Origin of the sequence: Pseudomonas sp., assembly GCF_035554175.1 — a bacterium.
Lineage (GTDB): Bacteria > Pseudomonadota > Gammaproteobacteria > Pseudomonadales > Pseudomonadaceae > Aquipseudomonas.
Map to the genome: position 1 here is coordinate 1 of NZ_DATMIV010000035.1, position 19,973 is coordinate 19,973.

The window sequence follows — 19,973 nt, forward strand, 5'->3', positions numbered from 1 at the left end:
AGGCTTTGCTCCGGCGTACGGCCCGCTCGCTAAAGCTCGGGGTTCCTTCGTTACGGAACCGATCCGGGCGCAGCGAAGGAACCCGAGCCTGCGAGGGCCGAACGCAGGAGCAAGCGTTTTTTTGCTTACTTTTTTTAGGCGTTTGTAAAAAAAGTGAGTCGCCGTAAGGGCGAAACCCTAAGCCGCCGTTACCGCAGCAACGGATATACACACCAAACCAACCGATAACCGCCCACAAAAAAAACGCCCCAATCTCTCAACCAGGGCGTTTTCTTGAAGCTTGAAGCTTGCAGCTGATCTCTTAGTGCGAAACCGCCCCACTCGCCCCCAACCCCGTCTGCGAACGCACAAACTGCGGGAAGAACAGCGCCCGCTCGTTGTCCGCAGCCGCCGACTTGTCAGTGATCGAGAAGAACCAGATGCCGATGAACGCAATGATCATCGAGAACAGCGCTGGATACTCGTAAGGGAAGATCGCCTTCTCGTGATGCAGGATCTGCACCCAGATGGTCGGGCCGAGGATCATCAGACCCACCGCACTCACCAGACCCAGCCAGCCGCCGATCATCGCGCCGCGGGTGGTCAGCTTCTTCCAGTACATCGAAAGCAGCAGCACCGGGAAGTTGCAGCTCGCCGCGATAGAGAACGCCAGGCCGACCATGAACGCGATGTTCTGGCTTTCGAACAGAATGCCCAGACCAATCGCCAGCACCGCCAGGGCAATGGTGGTGATCTTCGAAACGCGAATCTCGTCCTTCTCGTTGGCCTTGCCCTTCTTGATCACACTGGCGTAGAGGTCGTGCGAGACCGCCGAAGCACCGGCCAAGGTCAGACCGGCTACCACCGCAAGAATGGTTGCGAATGCCACCGCCGAAATGAAGCCCAGGAAGATGCTGCCGCCGACCGCGTTGGCCAGGTGCACCGCCGCCATGTTGTTGCCGCCGAGCAAGGCGCCCGCCGCATCTTTGAAAGCCGGATTGGTGCTGACCAGCAGAATCGCGCCGAAACCGATAATGAAAGTCAGGATATAGAAGTAGCCAATGAAGCCGGTAGCGTACAGCACGCTTTTGCGCGCTTCCTTGGCGTCACTTACGGTGAAGAAGCGCATCAGAATGTGCGGCAGGCCAGCGGTACCGAACATCAGCGCCAGACCCAGCGAAAACGCCGAAATCGGATCCTTGACCAAACCGCCCGGGCTCATGATCGCTTCGCCTTTGGCGTGAACCTTGATCGCCTCAGAGAACAGCGTGTTGAAGTCGAAGCCGACGTGCTTCATCACCATCAACGCCATGAACGAGGCACCGGACAGCAGCAACACAGCCTTGATGATCTGCACCCAGGTCGTTGCGAGCATGCCGCCGAACAGCACGTAGAGGCACATCAGCACACCGACCAGAATCACCGCAACGTGGTAATCGAGGCCGAACAGCAGCTGGATAAGCTTGCCGGCACCGACCATTTGCGCGATCAGGTAGAACGCCACCACCACCAGCGAACCGCAGGCCGACAGGGTGCGGATCTGGGTTTGCCCGAGGCGGTAGGACGCGACGTCGGCGAAGGTGTATTTACCCAGGTTGCGCAGGCGCTCGGCGATCAGGAACAGAATGATCGGCCAGCCCACCAGGAAGCCGATGGAGTAGATCAGGCCATCGTAGCCAGAGGTGAACACCAGCGCGGAAATGCCCAGGAAGGACGCCGCCGACATGTAGTCACCGGCAATCGCCAGACCGTTCTGAAAACCGGTGATCTTGCCGCCCGCGGCGTAATAGTCGGCAGCCGAGTTGTTTTTCTTCGATGCCCAGTAGGTGATGTACAGCGTCGCACCGACGAAGGCCACGAACATCAGGATCGCCGGGATATTCAGCGGTTGCTTGGCCACGGCACCGGTCAGAGCGTCAGCCGCCCAGGCACCGGGGGTGAACGCGGCAACACTCAGTAGAGCCATCAGACGCCGGATCATTGCTGAGCCTCCTTGAGAATCGCATTGTTCAGGTCGTCGAACTCCCCATTGGCACGGCGCACGTAGATGCCGGTCAGGATGAACGCCGAGACAATCAGGCCGACACCGATCGGGATGCCCCAGGTGATCGAAGATTGCGGACTGAGTTTCGCCCCGAGCACGTGCGGCCCGTACGCGATCAGCAGGATGAATGCGGAGTAAAGCCCAAGCATGATTGCCGAGAGAATCCAGGCGAATCGTTCCCTTTTCCGAACCAGCTCCTTGAATCGGGGACTGTTTTGAATCGAGAGGTAAATGCTGTCGTTCATTGTTTTTATCCTCGCAGCACAAATTATTGTTGGAACGTAGCTAATGTATTCGGCTGCGAGAGAGGTTCCAGACGACCTTAGTAGTAGATGGCCATGATGTTTTTGCCATTTTCAAGCACACACAAAACAACTGTAGGAGTGAGCCTGCTCGCGATGGCGTCGTGTCAGTCGATATTGCATCAACTGACAGACCGCATTCGCGAGCAGGCTCGCTCCCACATGGGCTGTAGCGGTGTTTAGATTATTTGGTCCAGTCAGCCACGCGATCCGGGTGTTTGGCCACCCAGTCCTTGGCCGCTGCATCAGGCTTGGCGCCGTCCTGTATCGCCAGCATCACTTCGCCGATTTCGTCTTTCGATGCCCACTGGAAGTTTTTCAGGAACTTGGCCACTTCCGGCGCTTTGGCTTCCAGGCCTTTGCTGCCGATGCTGTTAACGGTTTCAGCCTGGCCATACACGCCTTTCGGATCGTCGAGGAAGCGCAGTTTCCACTTGGCGAACATCCAGTGCGGCACCCAGCCAGTGACGGCGATGGATTCGTTTTTCTTCTCGGCGCGGGTCAGTTCGGCAATCATGCCGGCGCCGGAACTGGCCTTGAGGCTGTACTTGTCGAGGCCGTAATCCTTGATCGCCTGATCGGTCTTGAGCATCACGCCTGAACCGGCGTCGATGCCGACGATACGGTTTTTGAAGGTGTCATCGGTTTTCAGGTCTTCGATCGACTTGGCTTTTACGTACTCCGGCACGATCAGGCCGATTTTTGCGTCCTTGAAGTTCGGGCCGTAGTCGACGACCTGATCCTTGTTCTTCGTCCAGTAATCGCCATGGGTGATCGGCAGCCAGGCCGAGAGCATGGCGTCGAGTTTGCCGGTGGCCACGCCCTGCCACATGATCCCGGTGGCGACGGCTTGCAGCTTCACGTCGTAGCCGAGCTTCTGTTTGATCACTTCGGCCGCCACGTGAGTGGTCGCGACGCTGTCGGACCAGCCGTCAACGTAACCGATATTCAGGGTCTGTTTTTCAGCGTTGGCGAAAGTGGAACTCATCGCAAGCACCAGAGCGGCACCTGCGCCTAAAAGTCGTCGCATCTTCATCGTTTACTTCCCCGAAATGCTGCGCCCGACGGATGCCGGGCATCGTCAACGTATTGTTATGGTGCACAGCGCCCCCATCACGCCCGACTGCAAACTCGCTGGAACATCAGTGGAGTACTGATGGATTGATCATCAACCTCGCGCCTTGGTCGACCTGCTCTGTCAGCGACCTCAAGGCAACGAGAAACGACATCAGAAAGCCATTAATCAAGCGAGATTAATTGGCGCCGGACAATCCGCCCGAACTTTGCATGTACAACGCCTGCAAGCCACCTGCCCTTCTATAAATGCAGGTAACATGCGTCGCTTTGCTGCCACTCGGCCTGACCATGTCCGCGACGTTCCGATTTCCTTTTCTGCCCTATCTGTTCGCCTGCCTGCTCGGGCTCCTGGCCCTTGGCGGTTTCTGGTATGGCCTCGGCCAACCGGTGATCCTGCCCGACGCTGCAACGCCGACGCACAAGCTGCAATGCGCCTCCTACACGCCGTTCGACAAGGACCAGTCGCCGTTCGACGTGCCGTTCAAGTTGCGGCCGGAGCGCATGGACGCCGACCTTGCACTGCTGGCGACACGCTTCGAATGTATTCGCACCTATTCGATGACAGGCCTCGAAGCCCTGCCCGTTCTTGCGCGCAAACACGGTCTGAAGTTGATGATCGGCGCGTGGGTCAACAGCAATTCGGTGGATACCGAGCAGGAAGTCGAGCTGCTGATCAAATCGGCCAATGCCAATCCCGACGTAATTACCGCGGTGATCGTTGGCAACGAGGCGCTCTTGCGCAAAGAGGTCACTGGCGCGCAACTGGTGCGGCTGATCAACAAGGTCAAGAGCCAGGTCAAGCAACCGGTGACCTACGCCGACGTCTGGGAATTCTGGCTCAAGCACCCGGAAGTCGCCCCGGCTGTGGACTTCCTCACCATCCATTTGCTGCCCTATTGGGAAGACGATCCCTCCAACATCGACGTAGCGCTGCAACATGTCGCAGATGTGCGCCAGGTGTTCGGCCATAAATTCGCGCCCAAAGACGTGATGATTGGTGAAACCGGGTGGCCGAGCGAAGGCCGCCAGCGCGAAACCGCCGTGCCGAGCCGGGTCAACGAGGCGAAATTCATTCGTGGCTTCGTGGCGATGGCCGAGCAGGAAGGCTGGCGTTACAACCTGATCGAAGCCTTTGATCAGCCATGGAAACGCGGCAGTGAAGGCGCGGTCGGTGGCTATTGGGGGCTGTTCGATGCCGACCGTCAGGACAAGGGCGTGCTCGCCGGCCCGGTGAGCAATGTGCCGTACTGGAAAGCGTGGCTGGCGGTCGGCGCATTGATTTTCCTCGGCACGCTGATCCTTGGCGGTGCCGTTCGCACCACACGTTCGGCACTGCTGCTGCCGCTGCTTGGTGCCGTCGCTGCTTGCTCGATTGGCGCCTGGGGCGATCTGGCGCGGCTGACCACGCGGTTCGCTGGCGAATGGCTGTGGGTCGGCTTGCTGACCGGGTTGAATCTGTTGGTGCTGGCGCATGCCGCACTGACCTTGAGTGCGCGTACGGGTTGGCGTTTACGCGCATTCGATGTCCTCGAGCGTCGTGCCGGCTGGCTGGTGGCGGCGGCAGGCTTTGCCGCGGCGGTGATGATGCTGGAGATGGTCTTCGATCCGCGCTATCGCAGTTTCGCCAGCATGGCGTTCGTACTGCCGGCACTGGTGTACCTGTGCCGCCCTGCGAGCGTGCCGCGTCGGGAGATCGCGCTACTGACGTTTATCGTCGGTGCAGGGATTGCGCCGCAGTTGTATCAGGAAGGATTGCAGAATCAGCAGGCTTGGGGGTGGGCGTTGGTCAGCGGCTTGATGGTGGTGGCGTTGTGGCGCTGCCTGCGGGTTCGCAAAGGTTGAGCAACAGCGAGATCAAAAGATCGCAGCCTTCGGCAGCTCCTACAGGGTGTACGGCATTCCAATGTAGGTGCTGCCGAAGGCTGCGATCCTTTCTGTCAGGCGCCGCGAGAAGATCTGACCAGGCGCAGCCCGGAAATTACTACGGCAAACACCGCCAACGTGGTGTTGTACAACGCCAGTGCCGGCAACCCGAACACCAGCGCCAGTGCCGCCAGCCACCACCCTGCCCGCCCGGGCACAAAAAAGCCCAATACCGCAGCACCCACCGCTGCCCAGCCCAGCACCTTGAAATGAATCATCAGCCCGAGGTTCGAACGCACAACGCATTCCCAGCGACTGGCCTCGTCAACGCAGAGGCCCACCCACTGCCCGTCTTCCATGAAGCCATAACGTGCGGCGTAACTGGCAGCCAGCCACAGGGGCAACAAAACGAGCAGCACAATCACGGGCAAACGGCGGGACATGGAGCACTCCAATCGGTGGAAATCGGCGGCCAGCTTAATCTGCCAACCGGCATTCGCAAGCACTAACAACTGTTAACTGTTCAGCGAGCCCTCGCAACGTGTATCGTCCAGCTACTATTACCCCGAATTCCGCCTGTTTGGTGCCGCAGCATGGCACTTTGGCGCGTGGCCGGTGGTCATAGCCTGCGAACTTCAATCGGCACCTTCCTCTAAGGGATCCATTCATGCTCCGTTCCTTGCGCTTCGCCGCGCTGTTCAGCGGCCTTATCTTGAGTGCGTCCGCACTGGCGGTGGATATCGACGCCGCCAGCTATGGCTACCCGCTGACCAACCCGTTCGAGGCGACGATCGCCACGACTCCGCCGGACCTGCGTCCGGAGTTGCCGCTGGACGACGACATCAATCAATCGGACCGCAGCGTCACCCTGCGCCCGGAGCGCGAGTTCCAGTTGCCGGACAATTTCTGGGCAGTCAAGAAGCTCACCTACCGCATCGCTACACAGGACAAGCCGGCGCCACTGATCTTCCTGATCGCCGGCACCGGCGCGCGTTTTGACAGCACGCTCAACGAATACCTGAAAAAACTCTATTACAAGGCCGGCTATCACGTTGTGCAGTTGTCGTCGCCGACCAGTTTCGACTTCATCAGCGCCGCCTCGCGTTTCGCCACCCCGGGCGTGACCAAAGAAGATGCCGAAGACATGTACCGGGTGATGCAGGCAGTACGGGCACAGAATCCGAAGCTGCCGGTCACCGAGTATTACTTGACCGGTTACAGCCTTGGCGCCCTGGATGCCGCATTTGTCGCGCATCTGGACGAGACCCGCCGCAGCTTCAACTTCAAGAAAGTCCTGCTGCTCAACCCGCCGGTCAACCTGTACACCTCGGTGACCAACCTCGACAAACTGGTCCAGACCGAGGTCAAGGGCATCAACAACAGCACCACGTTCTATGAACTGGTACTGGCCAAGCTGACCCGCTACTTCCAGCAGAAAGGCTACATCGATCTCAACGATGCACTGCTGTATGACTTCCAGCAGTCCAAGCAGCATCTGACCAACGAACAGATGGCCATGCTGATCGGTACTTCGTTCCGCTTCTCGGCGGCCGATATCGCCTACACCTCGGACCTGGTCAACCGTCGCGGCCTGATCACCCCGCCGAAATTCCCCATCACCGAAGGCACCAGCCTCACGCCGTTCCTCAAGCGTGCGCTGCAATGCGACTTCGACTGCTACATCACCGAACAGGTTATTCCGATGTGGCGCGCGCGCACCGACGGCGGCAGCCTGCTGCAACTGATCGATCAGGTCAGCCTGTATGCGCTCAAGGATTACCTGCACGACAGTCCGAAAATCGCCGTGATGCACAACGCCGACGACGTCATCCTCGGCCCGGGCGACCTGGGCTTTCTGCGCAAGACCTTCGGTGATCGCCTGACCGTTTATCCACTGGGCGGCCACTGCGGCAACCTTAACTACCGCGTCAACAGCGACGCCATGCTGGAGTTCTTCCGTGGCTAAATATCTCCTGCTGATTGCAGCGTTCCTCTGTGCAGGCGTGGCCCAGGCCGACAACAGCAAAGCCGATGCACCGGTGGTGGTCGACAGCGACGGTTTCAAGGAACCGCTGACCAAACTCAAGTTCAACCCGGGCCTGGACCAGCGTGAGTTCGAACGTTCGACGCTCAACGCGCTGAACGTCTACGACCCGCTGGAGTCGTGGAACCGCCGGGTCTACCACTTCAATTACCGGTTCGACCAGTGGGTGTTCCTGCCGGTGGTCGATGGTTATCGCTACATCACCCCAAGCTTCGTGCGCACCGGGGTGAGCAACTTCTTCAACAACATTGGCGATGTGCCGAATCTGGTCAACAGCCTGTTGCAGTTCAAGGGCCAGCGCTCGATGGAAACCACCGCGCGCCTGCTGCTCAACACCACCATCGGCATCGCCGGCCTGTGGGACCCGGCCACCGCCATGGGCCTGCCGCGCCAGAACGAAGACTTCGGTCAGACCCTGGGCTTCTACGGCGTACCGGGCGGCGCCTACTTCGTCTTGCCGATCTTCGGCCCGTCGAACCTGCGCGACACTGCAGGTCTCGCCGTGGATTACACCGCCGACACCGCAATCAACTTCCTCAATGTGGCGGAAGTCAGCTCCAACCACCCGGAAGTCTGGGCCCTGCGCGCGATCGACAAGCGCTACCAGACCAGCTTCCGCTACGGTCAGATGAACTCGCCGTTCGAGTACGAGAAAGTGCGGTACGTGTACACCGAGGCGCGCAAGTTGCAGATCGCCGAGTAAATCGGAGGCCGCAAAACACAAGGAGCGAGCCTGCTCGCGAAAGCGGAGTTTCAGTCGATATGAATATTGACTGGACTTGCGCATTCGCGAGCAGGCTCGCTCCCACATTTGTTATGTGTTGTTGATTAACCCTTGAGCGCTTTCCAGAGTTTGCCAACAACAGTCACTACCGCCAGTACCACGGCGCCGGCGATAATCCCCGCAACACCATTGAGCAGCATCGGCACGGCAAACCCGGCACTGCCTGCCGCTGCGCCAACGCCTTCGATCCAGTGATGCAGCACCGGCACGCCATGGGTGAGGATGCCGCCGCCGACCAGGAACATCGCCGCCGTGCCGACCACCGACAGGGTTTTCATCATGTACGGTGCGGCACTGAGAATACCGCCGCCGATTTTTTTCGCCATCTGCCCGGGTTTCTGCGTCAGCCACAGCCCCAGGTCGTCGAGTTTTACGATGCCGGCCACTAGGCCGTAAACGCCGACGGTCATGACAATGGCGATGCCGGACATGACGACCACTTGCTGCGTCAGCGAGGCGTCCGCCACGGTGCCGAGGGTGATGGCGATGATTTCTGCCGAGAGGATGAAGTCGGTGCGGATCGCGCCTTTGATCTTGTCCTTCTCGTACGCCACCAGATCGGTGGCCGGGTCGGCGACGGCCTCAGTCAGTTGCGCATGCCCGGCGTCGTCTTCCTCTTTGCTGTGCAGGAACTTGTGCGCAAGCTTTTCGAAACCCTCGAAGCACAGGTACGCACCGCCGACCATCAACAGCGGCGTCACCAGCCACGGCACAAAGGCGCTGATCGCCAGCGCCGACGGCACCAGGATCAGTTTGTTGACGAACGAGCCCTTGGCTACCGCCCAGACCACGGGAATTTCCCGCTCGGCGCGCACGCCCGAAACCTGCTGGGCATTGAGCGCCAGATCATCACCGAGCACCCCGGCGGTCTTCTTGGCGGCCATTTTCGTCATCAATGCAACGTCATCCAGAACGGTGGCGATGTCATCGATCAGCACCAGCAAACTGCTTCCTGCCATGAATCCTGTTTCCTTCTATGTATGAATGTTGCCAAGCATACGCGACCGCCGGCCACAAGGTGCATTGTTGAGCGCCGCTCAAGGCCGGTGCTACCATGCGCCACCGCCAGAACAGGCAAGGAACCACCGGGTTTATGAGCACAATTCGCGAGCGTAACAAAGAACTGATCCTGCGCGCCGCCAGCGAAGAGTTTGCCGACAAGGGCTTCGCAGCGACCAAAACCAGCGACATCGCCGCCAAGGCGGGATTGCCCAAGCCCAACGTCTACTACTACTTCAAATCCAAGGAAAACCTCTACCGCGAGGTGCTGGAAAGCATCATCGAGCCGATTCTGCAGGCCTCGACCCCGTTCAACCCGGACGGCGTGCCGAGCGAAGTGCTGAGCGGTTACATTCGTTCGAAAATCCGCATCTCCCGCGACCTGCCCTACGCCTCCAAAGTGTTCGCCAGCGAAATCATGCACGGCGCCCCGCACTTGAGCGCTGACCTGGTCGAACAGCTCAACAGCCAGGCCAGGCACAACATTGCCTGCATCCAGAGCTGGATCGACCGCGGCCAGATCGCCCCGATCGACCCCAACCACCTGATGTTCAGCATCTGGGCCGCCACCCAGACCTACGCCGACTTCGACTGGCAGATTTCCGCAGTGACCGGGAAAGACAAGCTGGACGAGGCGGATTATGAAGCGGCAACGCAGACGATTATCCGGTTGGTGTTGAAGGGGTGTGAGCCGGATCAGTGAGACCGCCGAAACCGCTTCGCGAGCAGGCTCGCTCCCACAGGGGGTTGGGACATTTTGTGTCCACGCCAAATCCAATGTGGGAGCGAGCCTGCTCGCGAATAGCGGCAACTCAGACTTTGACTCATAACCAAATCGAATCCCACAACGGATAATCGCCAAGGCTATCGACCAGCCCTGCCCGCAATGGGTTGGCAATCACATACCGAGCCATCCTCACCAGATTCTCCTCTTTACGCAGCGCCCGGTCATGGAAACCCGGCTGCCAAATGCTGGCCTCCCGACCGGTAGAACGCTTTACTGCTTTGGTACTGAGGGACTTGGTTCGCTGCATCACCTCACTGAGCGAGCCTTTTTTCAATTCAATCAGCCAATGAAAGTGAGCTGGCATGACGACCCAAGCCAGAGAGCTGGCCACCCCCATCTCTTCGGCTGCCCGGAACTGAGTTACAAGCAATCTGCCCAGGAAAAAATCACTGAATATGGGTTCTCTCCCGGCGGTATTGGCGGTCAAAAGATAAATGCGGTTGTGTTCTGAATAGCGTCCGATGCGCAAGCGATGTGAAGCAGATAAACCCGGCATTCCATTGCCTTCTCATATGTTGATCATGAAAAGGCTAGCCGGGGAAATAGCGAAGAGAGCGCCAGGGTTTTAACAAGCTGTGTAGCGAAGATCGTAATCGCGAGCAGGCTCGCTCCCACAGAGGGCTTCAGCGATTCAGACATTTTGTGTCCGGCCAAAAGCAATGTGGGAGCGAGCCTGCTCGCGAAAGCGGTTAACCAGACGCCTACAATCAAGAAACTACCCCCCCATCCGCCCTCAAATCCAGCGCCTCCACCGCTCTGATCGCCACCTGCTCATCCACATCCGACAAATCCCCACTGATCCCGATCGCGCCCAGCACTTCACCCGCCTGACTGCGAATCAAAACGCCACCCGGTGCCGGCACAACGCTGCCCTGCCCCATGCTGTTCAGCGAAGAAAAAAAGGCCGGGCGTTGTTGGGCGTCCTGGGCGAGCAGGCGTGAGCCTTTGCCCAGGGCGATGGCGCCCCAGGCTTTGCCGATGGCGATGTCGGGGCGTAGCAGGCTGGCGCCGTCTTCGCGTTGCAGGGCGATCAAGTGGCCGCCGGTGTCGAGCACTGCGATGGTCAGCGGCGCGGCGTTGATGCCGCGCCCTGCATTGATGGCTTCGCTAATCAGGTTGACTGCGACTTTCAAGGTTAAAGCGCTCATGGTGCCGTCCTCATTTTGTTATAGGGAAAGTCGTGGGACTGCGCGTTTGTGCCGCAGTCCGATGGCACAAATAGAACACAATGAGTTATTTTTTTGTATACAATAATTCTCGAAAAGCGCCACATGCGACGAAAAGCCACAGCAGAGCGGGCTGTCGAAGAATGAAACAGGCGCTTGAGAAAATGGATTGACCTGCGCCGTCCGCCGTGAATACACTCTGCGCAAAGCCACTTGTATACAATTACAAAACGTAAAGAGGCACAAAACCATGAGCAAAATGAGAGCAATCGAAGCCGCCGTTCTGGTGATGCGCCGCGAAGGGGTTGATACCGCTTTTGGCATCCCGGGCGCAGCGATCAACCCGCTGTACTCCGCCTTGCAGAAGGTCGGCGGCATCGATCACGTCCTTGCTCGCCACGTTGAAGGCGCCTCGCACATGGCCGAGGGCTACACCCGCACCAAGGCCGGCAACATCGGCGTGTGCATCGGGACTTCCGGCCCGGCCGGTACCGACATGGTCACCGGGCTCTACAGCGCCTCGGCCGACTCGATTCCAATCCTCTGCATTACCGGCCAGGCACCCCGCGCCCGTATGCACAAGGAAGACTTCCAGGCTGTCGACATCACCAGCATCGTCAAGCCAGTCACCAAATGGGCGACCACGGTTCTGGAGCCGGGCCAAGTGCCTTACGCCTTCCAGAAAGCTTTTTATGAAATGCGCTCCGGCCGTCCGGGCCCAGTGCTGATCGACCTGCCGTTCGACGTGCAAATGGCCGAGATCGAATTCGACATCGACGCTTACCAACCGCTGCCACTGGCCAAACCGACTGCGACCCGCGTGCAGGTCGAGAAGGCTTTGGCTTTGCTGGATCAGGCCGAGCGTCCGTTGCTGGTGGCCGGTGGCGGCATCATCAATGCCGACGCCAGCGATCTGCTGGTCGAGTTCGCTGAGCTGACCGGTATACCGGTCATCCCGACTCTGATGGGCTGGGGCACCATCCCTGACGATCACCCGTTGATGGTCGGCATGGTCGGCCTGCAGACGTCGCACCGTTACGGCAACGCGACGATGCTGAAATCCGACGTGGTGCTGGGCATCGGCAACCGCTGGGCCAACCGTCACACCGGTTCGGTTGACGTCTACACCGAAGGTCGCAAGTTCATTCACGTCGATATCGAAGGCACGCAGATCGGCCGTGTGTTCACGCCGGATCTGGGGATCGTTTCCGACGCCGCCGCCGCGCTGACCGTGTTCATTGAAGTGGCCCGTGAATGGCAAGCCGCCGGCAAACTGAAAAACCGCAGCGCATGGCTGCAGGATTGCCAGCAGCGCAAGGCCAGCCTGCATCGCAAGACTCACTTCGATAACGTGCCGGTCAAGCCGCAGCGCGTTTACGAAGAAATGAATCAGGTGTTTGGCAAGGACACCTGCTACGTCAGCACCATTGGTCTGTCGCAGATTGCCGGCGCGCAGTTCCTGCACGTCTACAAGCCGCGTCACTGGATCAACTGCGGTCAGGCCGGCCCGTTAGGCTGGACCATTCCGGCAGCGCTGGGCGTGGTCAAGGCCGATCCGAACCGTAAAGTCGTGGCCCTGTCGGGGGACTATGATTTTCAGTTCATGATCGAAGAACTGGCAGTCGGCGCTCAGTTCAAACTGCCGTACATCCACGTTGTGGTGAACAACTCGTACCTGGGCCTGATCCGTCAGGCCCAGCGCGGGTTCGAAATGGACTACTGCGTGCAGCTGTCCTTCGATAACCTGAACGCGCCGGAACTCAACGGTTACGGGGTTGACCACATCGCAGTTGCCGAAGGCCTCGGCTGCAAGGCGCTGCGTGTGTTCGAACCATCGGAAATCGCCCCTGCCCTGCGCAAGGCCGAACAGATGATCGAAGAGTTCAAGGTGCCGGTGATCGTCGAGATCATTCTGGAGCGTGTGACCAACATCTCCATGGGTACCGAGATCAACGCGGTCAACGAGTTTGAAGACCTGGCACTGGTCGGCAATGACGCGCCGACGGCGATTTCGTTGCTCGATTAACTGCTGACCGCTCTCATTGTGGGAGCGAGTTATATGGCGAGGGAGCTTGCTCCCGCTGGGGCGCGAAGCGGCCCTCAAAATCCTGGGTCTGCTACGCAGCCCAGCGGGAGCAAGCTCCCTCGCCACACAGGCTCGCTCCCACAGGAGACCTCACAAGATTTACGGGAGACCATCATGCCGCGTTTTGCAGCCAACCTGTCCATGCTGTTTACCGAACAGGATTTCCTTGCCCGTTTCGACGCCGCCGCCAAGGCCGGTTTCAGTGGCGTGGAATACTTGTTCCCGTACGACTTCAGTTCCGCCGAAATCAAGGCAAAACTGGCAGCCAACGGTCTGACCCAAGTGCTCTTCAACCTGCCGGCCGGTGACTGGGCCAAAGGCGAGCGCGGTATCGCCTGCATGCCGGACCGGGTCGAAGAGTTCCGTGCCGGGGTCGATCTGGCGATTGCCTACGCCCAGGTGCTGGGCAACACCCAGGTCAACTGCCTGGCCGGTATCCGTCCGCAGGGCGTCGACGATGCCACCATCGAAAAGACCTTCGTCGCCAACCTCAAATACGCCGCCGACAAGCTGCAAGCGGCGGGTATAAAACTGGTGATGGAAGCGATCAACACCCGCGACATTCCCGGTTTCTACCTGAACAACACCGCCCAGGCCCTGTCGATTCGCGAGCAGGTCGGCAGCGCCAATCTGTTCCTGCAATACGACATCTATCACATGCAAATCATGGAAGGCGACCTGGCCCGCACGCTGCAATCGCACCTGGCCGAGATCAACCATGTGCAGCTCGCGGACAACCCGGGACGCAACGAGCCGGGCACCGGTGAGATCAACTACCGCTTCCTGTTCGAACACCTCGACCGCATCGGTTATCAGGGTTGGGTCGGCTGTGAATACAAGCCGTTGACCACCACTGAAGCCGGCCTCGGCTGGTTGAAAACCCACAACGCAATCTGACCAACACGTGACCCCTGTAGGAGCTGCCGAAGGCTGCGATCTTTTGATCTTGACCTTCAAAAGCAAAAGCAAAATCAAAAGATCGCAGCCTGCGGCAGCTCCTACGGCTGTTTATAAAAACAAGAGGATTTTCTCATGGCTAAAATCGGATTCATCGGCACCGGCATCATGGGCCACCCAATGGCGGCGAACCTGCAGAAAGCCGGTCACAGCCTGTTCCTGTCGCAACATCACGACGCTGCCCCGGCGGATCTGGTCGCTGCTGGCGCCGTTGCCCTGGCCAACACGCGCGAAGTGGCGCAGGAAGCCGAATTCATCATCGTCATGGTTCCCGACACCCCGCAGGTCGAAGACGTGCTGTTCCGTGCCGACGGCGTGGCGGCCGGTATCGGCAAAGGCAAAGTGGTCATCGACATGAGCTCGATTTCGCCAACCGCCACCAAGACTTTCGCGGCGAAGATCAACGAGAAAGGCGCGCAGTACCTCGACGCGCCAGTGTCCGGTGGCGAAGTCGGCGCCAAGGCCGCGACCCTGAGCATCATGGTCGGTGGCGACGCCGATGCCTTCGAACGCGCCCTACCGCTGTTTCAGGCGATGGGTAAAAACATCACCCTGGTCGGTGGCAATGGTGACGGGCAAACCGCGAAAGTCGCCAACCAGATCATCGTCGCGTTGAACATTCAGGCGGTAGCCGAAGCCCTGCTCTTCGCTGCGAAAAATGGTGCTGATCCGGCCAAAGTGCGTGAAGCACTGATGGGCGGTTTTGCCTCTTCGAAGATTCTTGAAGTGCACGGCGAGCGCATGATCAAGGGCACCTTCGACCCGGGCTTCCGCATCAGCCTGCACCAGAAGGACCTGAACCTGGCCCTGCAAGGCGCCAAAGAGCTGAACATCAACCTGCCGAACACCGCCAACGCCCAGCAAGTGTTCAGCACCTGCGCGGCCATCGGTGGCAGCAACTGGGATCACTCGGCGCTGATCAAGGGCCTGGAACACATGGCCAATTTCTCGATCCGCGACAAGTAGGCGCTGCCGAAGGCTGCGATCTTTTGATCTTTAGCCAGACAGCTCACCGCATGACCCGCTAAAAGATCGCAGCCTGCGGCAGCTCCTACAGGACCCGGTTCATCCAGTTGAAGGGATGTTCCATTCAGAGCTTGCCCAGGCTGCTTCCTTCGAATAACAAGAATTCCGGGAGCCCGCCATGTCGGTCGATCCGCAACAACTGCTGCGCGAGCTGTTTGCCACAGCCATCGACGCGGCCCATCCGAACCAGGTCCTCGAAGCCCATTTGCCGGCCGACCGTACCGGTCGCGTCATCGTCATCGGTGCCGGCAAGGCCGCTGCCGCCATGGCGCAAGTGGTCGAGCGTTGCTGGGAAGGTGAAGTCTCAGGCCTGGTGGTGACCCGCTACGGTCACGGCGCCCCGTGCGAAAAAATCGAGGTGGTCGAAGCCGCGCACCCGGTGCCGGACGCCGCCGGTCTGGCCGTGGCCAAACGCGTGCTGGAACTGGTCAGCAACCTCAGCGAAGACGACCGGGTGATCTTCCTGCTCTCCGGCGGTGGCTCTGCCCTGCTCGCCCTGCCGGCCGAAGGCATCACCCTTGCCGACAAACAGTCGATCAACAAAGCCCTGCTCAAATCCGGCGCGACCATCGGTGAGATGAACTCCGTGCGCAAGCACCTCTCGGCGATCAAGGGCGGGCGACTGGGCAAGGCCTGCTGGCCGGCGACGGTGTATACCTACGCGATTTCCGATGTACCCGGCGACCTCGCCACGGTCATCGCCTCCGGCCCCACCGTGGCCGACCCCAGCACCTCGGCCGAAGCACTGGCGATCATCAAGCGTTACGGCATCGACATTCCGGCCTCGGTGCGCAATTGGCTGCAGAGCCCGGAATCGGAAACGGTGAAACCCGGCGACCCGAGCCTGGGGCGCAGCCATTTCCAATTGATCGCCCGCCCGCAGCAATCGCTGGATGCGGCGGCGGTGAAATGCCGTCAGGCCGGTTTCAGCACATTGATTCTCGGCGACCTCGAAGGTGAATCCCGCGAGGTGGCGAAGGTCCACGCCGGCATCGCCCGGCAGATCATCCACCACGGCCAGCCATTGGCGGCGCCGTGCGTGATTCTCTCCGGCGGCGAAACCACGGTGACCGTGCGCGGCAATGGCCGTGGCGGGCGCAACGCCGAATTCCTCCTCAGCCTGACCGACAGCCTCAAGGGCCAGCCCGGCGTCTACGCCCTGGCCGGTGATACCGATGGCATCGACGGCTCGGAAGACAACGCCGGCGCGATCATGACCCCGGACAGCTACGCCCGCGCCGCTGCCCTCGGTTTGAGCGCCAGCGACGAGCTGGATAACAACAACGGCTACGGCTACTTCCAGGCGCTCGATGCGCTGATCGTCACCGAGCCGACCCGCACCAACGTCAACGACTTCCGCGCCATTCTGATCCTTGAGAACTGCAAATCATGACGCCTGACAAAAAGGTCAAAATCCTCGCCACCCTCGGGCCTGCGGTCGATGGCATCGACGACATCCGCGAGCTGGTCGAGGCCGGGGTCAACATCTTCCGCCTGAACTTCAGCCACGGCGATCACGCCGACCATGCCAAGCGCTATCAGTGGATCCGCGAAGTCGAGCGCCAGCTCAACTATCCGTTGGGCATTCTGATGGATCTGCAAGGGCCGAAACTGCGCGTCGGCAAGTTCGCTGACGGCAAAGTGCAACTGCATCGCGGTCAGGCGTTCCGTCTCGATCTCGATGCGACGCCGGGCGATGAACGTCGGGTAAACCTGCCGCATCCGCAGATCATTGCCGCGCTGGAAGCGGGCATGGACCTGCTGCTCGACGACGGCAAGCTGCGCCTGCGCGTGGTCACCAAGTACGCCGACGCGATCGACACCACCGTGCTCAACGGTGGCGAACTGTCGGATCGCAAAGGCGTCAACGTGCCGCAAGCGTTGCTCGATCTCAGCCCGCTCACCGCCAAGGATCGCCGCGATCTGAGCTTCGGTCTGGAGCTGGGCGTGGACTGGGTCGCGCTGTCGTTCGTGCAGCGTCCGCAGGACATCGTCGAGGCCCGCGCATTGATCGGCGACAAGGCGTTTCTGATGGCGAAAATCGAGAAGCCGTCAGCGGTCGAGCAACTGCGTGAAATCGCTGAATTAAGCGATGCGATCATGGTCGCCCGCGGTGACCTGGGCGTGGAAGTACCGGCGGAAAGCGTGCCGCAGATTCAGAAAAACATCATCACCACCTGCCGCGCACTGGGTCGACCGGTGGTGGTGGCCACGCAGATGCTCGAGTCGATGCGCTTCTCCCCGGCACCGACCCGCGCCGAGGTGACTGACGTCGCTAACGCCGTGGCCGAAGGTGCCGATGCGGTGATGCTGTCGGCGGAAACCGCGTCCGGCGAGTACCCGCTGGAAGCCGTGCAGATGATGAGCAAGATCATCCGCCAGGTGGAAAACGGACCGGATTATCAGACCCAGCTCGACGTCAGCCGGCCGAAGGCGGAAGCCACCGTATCCGATGCAATCAGCTGTGCCATCCGGCGCATCAGCAACGTGCTGCCGGTGGCCGTGCTGGTCAATTACAGCGAGTCCGGCGCCTCGACGTTGCGCGCATCGCGGGAGCGGCCGAAAGCGCCGATCCTCAACCTGACGCCGAACCTGCAGACCGCGCGACGCCTGAGCGTGGCCTGGGGCATTCATTCGGTGGTCAACGATCGCCTGCGTCAGGTCGACGAGGTCTGCTCGACCGCGCTGGAGATTGCCCAGGCGCAAGGCATGGCCGAGCGAGGCGACACGTTGCTGATCACCGCCGGTGTGCCGTTCGGGCAGCCGGGGTCGACCAATTCGCTGCGCATTGAGACGTTGATTTAGCGCTTGTACCGGCCTCTTCGCGAGCAGGCTCGCTCCCACATTGGTTCTGTGTCGATCACAGAACCGAGACTGGACGCAGATCCATGTGGGAGCGAGCCTGCTCGCGAAGCAGGCGCCTCGGTTTTCCCTGACTTTCAGAACTGTCATGCCTGCCAATCATTTCAACACCCACTGCCCCGACTGGGCCGAGGCTTTGCTCAACGGTTTCAGTCAGATTTTCTTCCAGCGCCATCCGCTGTGCGGCCTGCTGTGTCTGTTGGCGATTCTGCTGACGGCGCCAGTGCTTTTCGCCGGGGCGTTGCTCGGTGGCGTCGCCGGTTTGCTCACCGCGCAACGGCGCAACTACGCCAAGGCCGACCGCCAGGCCGGGCTGTTCAGCTACAACGGCGTGCTGCTCGGCCTGCTGCTGAGCCTGTATTTCCCCTGGTCGCCGCTGCTGCCGCCGCTGATTCTGGCGGCTGGCGGGCTGAGCGCGATGCTCACCCAGCAATGGCTCAAACATGTATACCGCAGCCGCTCGATACCGGCGTACACCTCGCCGTTCGTGGCCATCAGTTGGGTGCTGCTGGTGTTCGCCGAGCCGTCCGCGCCGATGGCTTCGCTCGATCTGAACGCGGCGAATGCACTGGCTGCCGAGTTCAAGGGCTTGGGACAGGTGATGTTTCTTGACCACCCTTTGGCGGGGGCATTGATTGCCAGCGGCTTGCTGATCGCTGATCGCCGGGCTTTCTGCTGGGCGCTGCTGGCGTCGGTGATCGGCCTCGGCGCCAGTCTGCTGCATCACGAAACGTCCGCCGCCCTGCTCGGCCTCGGCAGTTACAACGCCGTGCTCGCCGCCCTCGCCTTCAGCGCGCAACGCCAGCATCCGTGGCTGCCGCTGCTCGGGATTGTCCTGGCGCTGCTGGTGACACCGCTGTTTGCTGCCCTTGGACTGGCGACGCTGACCGCGCCGTTCATTCTCGCCTGCTGGCTGATCAGTGCCGGTACACAAATGCTCGGTAAAGGTTCGCTTGCGCATGAGCCTTGCGCTCACGGGGACAATCAACCTAGGCTGCGCTGATCTTCGATTCAGGCGTTTTCCATGGACAGCAGCAACAATTGGCGCGAACGGCTTTACGTCATGATTTTCCAGAGCGACACCCCGGCCGGGCGTCGCTTCGACGGCATCCTGCTGTTGATCATCCTCGCCAGTCTGGTGATTGTGATGCTCGACAGTATCGACAGCATCCATCGCAATTACGCCGACGTACTGGCCTACATCGAGTGGGGTTTCACGGCGATTTTTCTCGGCGAGTACATCCTGCGTCTGTACTGTTCGCCCAAACCGCTGCGCTACGCTTTCAGCTTCTACGGGCTGGTGGATTTGCTGGCAATCGTGCCCGGCATCCTCGCGCTGTATTACAGCGACGCGCAGTATCTGCTGATTATCCGCATCATCCGGATGCTGCGAATTTTTCGCGTACTCAAGCTCAGCCCGTACCTCAAGCAAGCCAATTACTTGATGTCGGCGCTGCGTGGCAGCAAGCAGAAAATCGTCGTGTTTCTGGTCAGCGTCTGCACCTTGGTGACGGTGTTCGGCACGCTGATGTACGTGATCGAAGGCCCGGAACATGGCTTCACCAGCATTCCCAAAGGCATTTATTGGGCAATCGTCACCCTGACCACTGTTGGCTTTGGCGACATCGTGCCGAAGACACCACTGGGCCAAGTGATTTCCTCGCTGGTGATGATCACCGGTTATTCGATCATCGCTGTGCCCACTGGCATCTTCACTGCAGAACTGGCCAACGCCATGCGCGGCGAGCAGCTGCAACATGACTGCCCGACCTGCCAGAAAAAGACCCACGAGCAGAGCGCGGCGTTCTGTTCGCGCTGCGGCAGTCAGCTATTCAAGAAAGAGGAATAAGCACAGAGCTTTTTAATCTTTAAGCGACTCATTCCCTCCCGTTATAGTCGCTGGCAATTAAACATCACCCTGTAGGAGCTGCCGAAGGCTGCGATCTTTTGATCTTGATCTTCTGCAAGCAAGATCAAAAAATCGCAGCCTTCGGCAG

The 19,973-nt window shown here is 60.0% G+C and carries 18 protein-coding genes; 11 read left to right on the forward strand and 7 right to left on the reverse strand.

Features of this window, described 5'->3' with window-relative positions:
* Window positions 1–301: 301 nt before the first annotated feature.
* From VNV36_RS16820 to VNV36_RS16830, 3 genes are all read right to left on the reverse strand, one after another.
* Complete coding sequence (locus VNV36_RS16820; protein WP_325718734.1) at window positions 302–1,960, reverse strand: cation acetate symporter; 1,659 nt, start codon at window positions 1,958–1,960, stop codon at window positions 302–304.
* Window positions 1,957–2,268 (reverse strand): DUF485 domain-containing protein, encoded by a 312-nt coding sequence (locus VNV36_RS16825; protein ID WP_325718735.1) that lies wholly within the window; start codon window positions 2,266–2,268, stop codon window positions 1,957–1,959. The genes VNV36_RS16820 and VNV36_RS16825 overlap by 4 nt, the downstream gene beginning before the upstream one ends.
* 241 nt (window positions 2,269–2,509) lie before the next feature.
* Window positions 2,510–3,361 carry a glycine betaine ABC transporter substrate-binding protein gene (locus tag VNV36_RS16830; protein ID WP_325718736.1) on the reverse strand — a complete coding sequence of 284 codons (852 nt, stop codon included), beginning with the start codon at window positions 3,359–3,361 and terminating at the stop codon, window positions 2,510–2,512.
* A gap of 287 nt (window positions 3,362–3,648) precedes the next feature.
* Between VNV36_RS16830 and VNV36_RS16835 the strand changes: the two genes are divergently transcribed.
* Window positions 3,649–5,244, forward strand: coding sequence for a glycoside hydrolase family 17 protein (locus VNV36_RS16835; RefSeq protein ID WP_325718737.1), 1,596 nt, complete (start codon window positions 3,649–3,651; stop codon window positions 5,242–5,244).
* Between the two features lie 95 nt (window positions 5,245–5,339).
* On the opposite strand, the gene VNV36_RS16840 is transcribed toward VNV36_RS16835, so the two are convergent.
* Complete coding sequence (locus VNV36_RS16840; RefSeq protein ID WP_325718738.1) at window positions 5,340–5,708, reverse strand: hypothetical protein; 369 nt, start codon at window positions 5,706–5,708, stop codon at window positions 5,340–5,342.
* Between the two features lie 224 nt (window positions 5,709–5,932).
* Between VNV36_RS16840 and mlaY the strand changes: the two genes are divergently transcribed.
* Window positions 5,933–7,231 (forward strand): lipid asymmetry maintenance lipase MlaY, encoded by a 1,299-nt coding sequence (mlaY, locus tag VNV36_RS16845; protein WP_325718739.1) that lies wholly within the window; start codon window positions 5,933–5,935, stop codon window positions 7,229–7,231.
* On the forward strand, window positions 7,224–8,012 hold the full coding sequence (locus VNV36_RS16850; RefSeq protein WP_325718740.1) for an MlaA family lipoprotein: 789 nt from the start codon (window positions 7,224–7,226) through the stop codon (window positions 8,010–8,012). The genes mlaY and VNV36_RS16850 overlap by 8 nt, the downstream gene beginning before the upstream one ends.
* Before the next feature lie 125 nt (window positions 8,013–8,137).
* Here the strand turns inward: VNV36_RS16850 and VNV36_RS16855 are convergent, their stop codons facing one another.
* On the reverse strand, window positions 8,138–9,052 hold the full coding sequence (locus VNV36_RS16855) for a DUF808 domain-containing protein (protein ID WP_325718741.1): 915 nt from the start codon (window positions 9,050–9,052) through the stop codon (window positions 8,138–8,140).
* A 134-nt stretch (window positions 9,053–9,186) separates the two neighbouring features.
* On the opposite strand from VNV36_RS16855, the gene VNV36_RS16860 reads away from it, so the two are divergent.
* Window positions 9,187–9,795 carry a TetR/AcrR family transcriptional regulator gene (locus tag VNV36_RS16860; RefSeq protein ID WP_325718742.1) on the forward strand — a complete coding sequence of 203 codons (609 nt, stop codon included), beginning with the start codon at window positions 9,187–9,189 and terminating at the stop codon, window positions 9,793–9,795.
* A gap of 121 nt (window positions 9,796–9,916) precedes the next feature.
* Here the strand turns inward: VNV36_RS16860 and VNV36_RS16865 are convergent, their stop codons facing one another.
* Together VNV36_RS16865 and VNV36_RS16870 are read right to left on the reverse strand one after the other, a co-directional pair.
* Window positions 9,917–10,375, reverse strand: a complete 459-nt coding sequence (locus tag VNV36_RS16865) for an REP-associated tyrosine transposase (RefSeq protein WP_325718743.1) — start codon at window positions 10,373–10,375, stop codon at window positions 9,917–9,919.
* A 211-nt stretch (window positions 10,376–10,586) separates the two neighbouring features.
* Complete coding sequence (locus tag VNV36_RS16870; RefSeq protein ID WP_325718744.1) at window positions 10,587–11,027, reverse strand: GlcG/HbpS family heme-binding protein; 441 nt, start codon at window positions 11,025–11,027, stop codon at window positions 10,587–10,589.
* A gap of 268 nt (window positions 11,028–11,295) precedes the next feature.
* Between VNV36_RS16870 and gcl the strand changes: the two genes are divergently transcribed.
* From gcl to VNV36_RS16905, 7 genes are all read left to right on the forward strand, one after another.
* Window positions 11,296–13,071: a glyoxylate carboligase gene (gcl, locus tag VNV36_RS16875; protein ID WP_042607573.1), complete on the forward strand. Its 1,776-nt coding sequence runs from the start codon at window positions 11,296–11,298 to the stop codon at window positions 13,069–13,071.
* 174 nt (window positions 13,072–13,245) lie between these two features.
* Window positions 13,246–14,028 carry a hydroxypyruvate isomerase gene (hyi, locus tag VNV36_RS16880; protein WP_325718745.1) on the forward strand — a complete coding sequence of 261 codons (783 nt, stop codon included), beginning with the start codon at window positions 13,246–13,248 and terminating at the stop codon, window positions 14,026–14,028.
* Window positions 14,029–14,163: 135 nt separating this feature from the next.
* Window positions 14,164–15,054, forward strand: a complete 891-nt coding sequence (locus tag VNV36_RS16885; RefSeq protein ID WP_325718746.1) for a 2-hydroxy-3-oxopropionate reductase — start codon at window positions 14,164–14,166, stop codon at window positions 15,052–15,054.
* 178 nt (window positions 15,055–15,232) lie between these two features.
* Window positions 15,233–16,507, forward strand: coding sequence for a glycerate kinase type-2 family protein (locus VNV36_RS16890; RefSeq protein ID WP_325718747.1), 1,275 nt, complete (start codon window positions 15,233–15,235; stop codon window positions 16,505–16,507).
* Window positions 16,504–17,919, forward strand: a complete 1,416-nt coding sequence (gene pyk / locus VNV36_RS16895) for a pyruvate kinase (RefSeq protein ID WP_325718748.1) — start codon at window positions 16,504–16,506, stop codon at window positions 17,917–17,919. The genes VNV36_RS16890 and pyk overlap by 4 nt, the downstream gene beginning before the upstream one ends.
* Before the next feature lie 145 nt (window positions 17,920–18,064).
* Window positions 18,065–18,979, forward strand: coding sequence for an urea transporter (locus tag VNV36_RS16900; protein ID WP_325718749.1), 915 nt, complete (start codon window positions 18,065–18,067; stop codon window positions 18,977–18,979).
* Window positions 18,980–19,000: 21 nt separating this feature from the next.
* Window positions 19,001–19,825 (forward strand): ion transporter, encoded by an 825-nt coding sequence (locus VNV36_RS16905; protein WP_325718750.1) that lies wholly within the window; start codon window positions 19,001–19,003, stop codon window positions 19,823–19,825.
* Window positions 19,826–19,973 lie beyond the last annotated feature (148 nt).